This is a genomic window from Streptomyces sp. NPDC060064 (genome assembly GCF_042736455.1).
GTDB lineage: Bacteria > Actinomycetota > Actinomycetes > Streptomycetales > Streptomycetaceae > Streptomyces.
Map to the genome: position 1 here is coordinate 1 of NZ_JBHWWF010000099.1, position 3,253 is coordinate 3,253.

A 3,253-nucleotide genomic window follows, 5' to 3' on the forward strand; every position below is an offset into this window, starting at 1 on the left:
AGCGGGGCCAGTGAATTCGCGGAGCGAATTCCAATTCAAATCTGAATGCCGCAAGCGGCATTCAAGAAAAGCGCTTCGCGCCTTTCCGTCGAGGTTTCTCGCCGTTTATCGGCGCGGCCCTTAATTCGAATCCAAATGCCTCGCGCTTCGCGCATCGTCCCTTTTGCGGAATTCTTAAAATTCAATATCTTGCCCACTTCGACCTCTTTCTAGAATTTTCTAGATACCTTTTTGGAGCTCTTTATGGACGTTTATCTGGGGTGCATCAGGCGTGAATCCCTATGTACTGTTGGCTTTTTTCAGGCACTCCCCCACCGCTCCCCCGCTCGGTGGGCATGGAAAAGCCCCCTCCGTGGAGGGGGGCAGTTTCCGTGTTTCTGCTGGTCAGACGGCGTCGCCCTGCTCTGCCTCTGCCTCGCTTTCTTCGCGCTTTTCGATTCCGCGATGTTCGTAGAACGTGATGAGCTGGCCCAGGGTGAACTTCTCGGTTCCGTCGATCTCGATTCCGTCCGGGAACCCCGTGCTTTCCTTCCGCCGCTTGTGCTGGCGGATCAGGCCCGCCTCGATGTCGTAGCCGCGGGCGTTCATCTCGCGGGCGATCTCAGCGATGGTGAGGAGCGCGGGGGCCTTCAGGGCCTCAGAGCCCTCGGCGCCGGCCTGCCCGGGGATGAGCCGGAGCCTGTCACGCTGGGGTGTCACGCCGGGTGTCACGCTGCCCGGGTGTGTGACACCGCGACCTGCGGTTTTGTCGCTCAGACCCCCCTCAGAACCCCCGTTCGAGCCTTCCGGGCCGGTGTCACGCGACACTCGCCGCAGGATGGCCGGCGCGATCTCGGGGGAGGGCGACGGCGGGGCCGTGTAGAGGCCCTCGGTGCTGTAGCCGTGGGTCGCGCGCAGCTCCTTGTAGTAGGCCGTCAGGAGTTTGTACGCCTTCTGCTGGTTCTCGTCCTTGGTGAGCTCGTCGTCCCACGGAACGTAGGGGGTCTGAATTCGGGTGACCTCTCCGGTGTCCAGGGCCAGGACCATTCGACCGGCCTTTTTCTGGATGGGCGGCATGGGAATGCTGCTGCCCATAATCCGCTTCCACTGGCGCTCGCTGTAACTGCCGAGGATTTTGAACGGGAAGAGAGGGACGAGGGAGACGTTGCCGAATTGCGTGTCTTTGAAGTCCTGGAATACAGCGATGATGTGGACGTTGACCTCACGGCCAAGGCGGAGGGTGGTCGCCACCCCGTCGCGCCAAATAGGGTCACCGGCTGGAGCGCCGCTTTCCTTGATGGCGGTGTATTCCTCTTTCAGAATGTCGGCGAGCTGGTTGCACTCCTCCAGGAACACGTAGAGCGGAAGGAAGTCCGTCCGAATCTTGTGCTTCTTCTCGTAATTCCTTCCGGTGACGACCTCGGCGACCCATTCCAGGGTGGCGCGCATGTCCTGGGGTGCCTGCGGGTTGCCATAAGTGTGGACGCCCTGAATTCCGATGATGGGAATCAGGCTGACCATCTTGGGATCGATTCCGATGATCGTGCCGCGCTTCATCAGCATCTGAATAGCGAGCCACTGAAGGAACGCGGACTTACCGCCACCCGAACCGACCGACAGAGCCCAGTGGGCCTGTTCGTCACTCATCTTCTGAATGACGGGAAGGTCGAAAGCGTCCAGGCCGCAGTAGAACTCGTCCGGGCCGAGGGCGCCCAGGATTTCCTGCACCTTCGGGTCCCAGATATCGACGGCGGCCGGGGGCTCGGGGGCGGGGGCCTGCGGCTTGGGCGGCGGCTTGTGGGTGTAGACGGCGGTGAATGTCTCGCCGGTGAGGGTGACCCGGGCGACCCACTCCCCCGGCAGACGGCTGTTGACCAGGGCGGAGAGGTTCTCCCGGTCTCCCTCGGAACCACGCCAGGTCCAGGGAAGGCGGATGACGATCCGGGCGTCCGGTGTGGCCAGGGACTCGGGCAGGATCATCCAGTTCTCGCGCGGCTCGTCCTCGGGGAGCTTGAGGTCGTTGCGCAGGATGGCCCAGATCCGGGGCCCGTACACGGCGTCGTCGCCGGGCTTCTTGGGCTGGACACGGTGGGCGAGGACGACGACGGCGGCCAGGGCGAGGACCAGGCCGACGATGGTCCAGGTGCGCCAGGCCGGGACGGTGAGGCCGAACAGGGCCACGGTGAGGGCGAGTCGGGCCAGGCCGCGGGCGGCGTAGGGCCAGCAGTGCCACATGCCCAGGACGCGGGCGATGGTGGCCGCGACGGGCGCCACGAAGCGGTAGACGGCTTGCAGGCCGCGCCAGAGCTTCACTGCAGCGCGTGCGCACCACAGCGTCGTACGGACGGTGCGGTCCAGGACGGTGGCGCCACGCCCGGCGTAGGTCTGGATCCAGGAGGCGGCGCCCACGGCCCAGGGTCGGGGCCGGCGACGCTGGGGCTTGACCAGGCTCACCCGGGGCGGGGCGAGGGCGACGGACGCCATGGTCACGGCGGCGGTGTCGCCCGTCCGGGTGGTGCGGGTACCGGCCCGGAAGAACGTCGCGTCGCTGCGGGGCTCGCCCCGGAGCTCCCTGCCGCCATAGAACCGCAAGGTGAACCAGAGGACCTTGAACACGCCGACGACGCCGCCCCACAGCGCCTTGAACACGCCGACGATGACAGCCCCAACGGCCTGGTCCCCCTTCTTCCAGCTGGTCTTGGTGCCGCCCTGGCTCTTGCCGTTGGCCAGCATGGCGAGGACGAACACCAGGCTGAGAACGGTGAGATTGCCGCCCGGCACCGTCTCGGCCGCCCAGTTCCAGGTGGCCTTGAACGCGTCGGCGACCCAGCCGCCCTGCTGGGCAGCCGGGTCCGGTGGCTGAGTCGTGGTGTTGGCCGCGAGTGCTGCGGTCATGCTGTGCATCAAGTTCCCCTCGTACTCATGAGAGGGGGGCCCGCAGCCCGGCAGGTGTGTCTCTGGCAGGAGGTGCCTGCCGGGCGAGCGAATCCCCCGCCGATCGCCCTGGAGCGATCCTTACGGGTAGCACTGACACCGTGCGGGGCTTGTCCTGTGGACGGATTCCGCTGGTGAGGGCCTTCATTTGCTACTGGTGTCGAAATCCGGCGGCGTGTGACACTCCGGCCGGAACTTCTTGGATCAGTCCTACTCAGCGGGGCTTGCCCAAAGGCTTGCCCGGGCCCGGGGGTATCCGAGGCTTGCCCGCCGGTCGGGGCCGGTGGCCGGCTACAGGTAGGCGGCGTCCATCCCGTCGTTGGGCTCGGCGTTCTTCGCC

Annotated in this window: 2 protein-coding genes; both read right to left on the reverse strand. The window is 65.6% G+C overall.

Annotated features, from left to right (window positions below):
* Nucleotides 1-35: 35 nt before the first annotated feature.
* Nucleotides 36-197, reverse strand: a complete 162-nt coding sequence (locus ACFWDI_RS40850; RefSeq protein ID WP_385312160.1) for a hypothetical protein — start codon at nt 195-197, stop codon at nt 36-38.
* A gap of 187 nt (nt 198-384) precedes the next feature.
* Nucleotides 385-2,874, reverse strand: coding sequence for a hypothetical protein (locus ACFWDI_RS40855; protein ID WP_385312161.1), 2,490 nt, complete (start codon nt 2,872-2,874; stop codon nt 385-387).
* Nucleotides 2,875-3,253: the final 379 nt, after the last annotated feature.

Coding starts and splice junctions, on each gene's coding strand:
- ACFWDI_RS40855 (WP_385312161.1), bottom strand. CDS start 2,874: ATGACCGCAGCACTCGCGGCCAACACCACGACTCAGCCACCGGACCCG.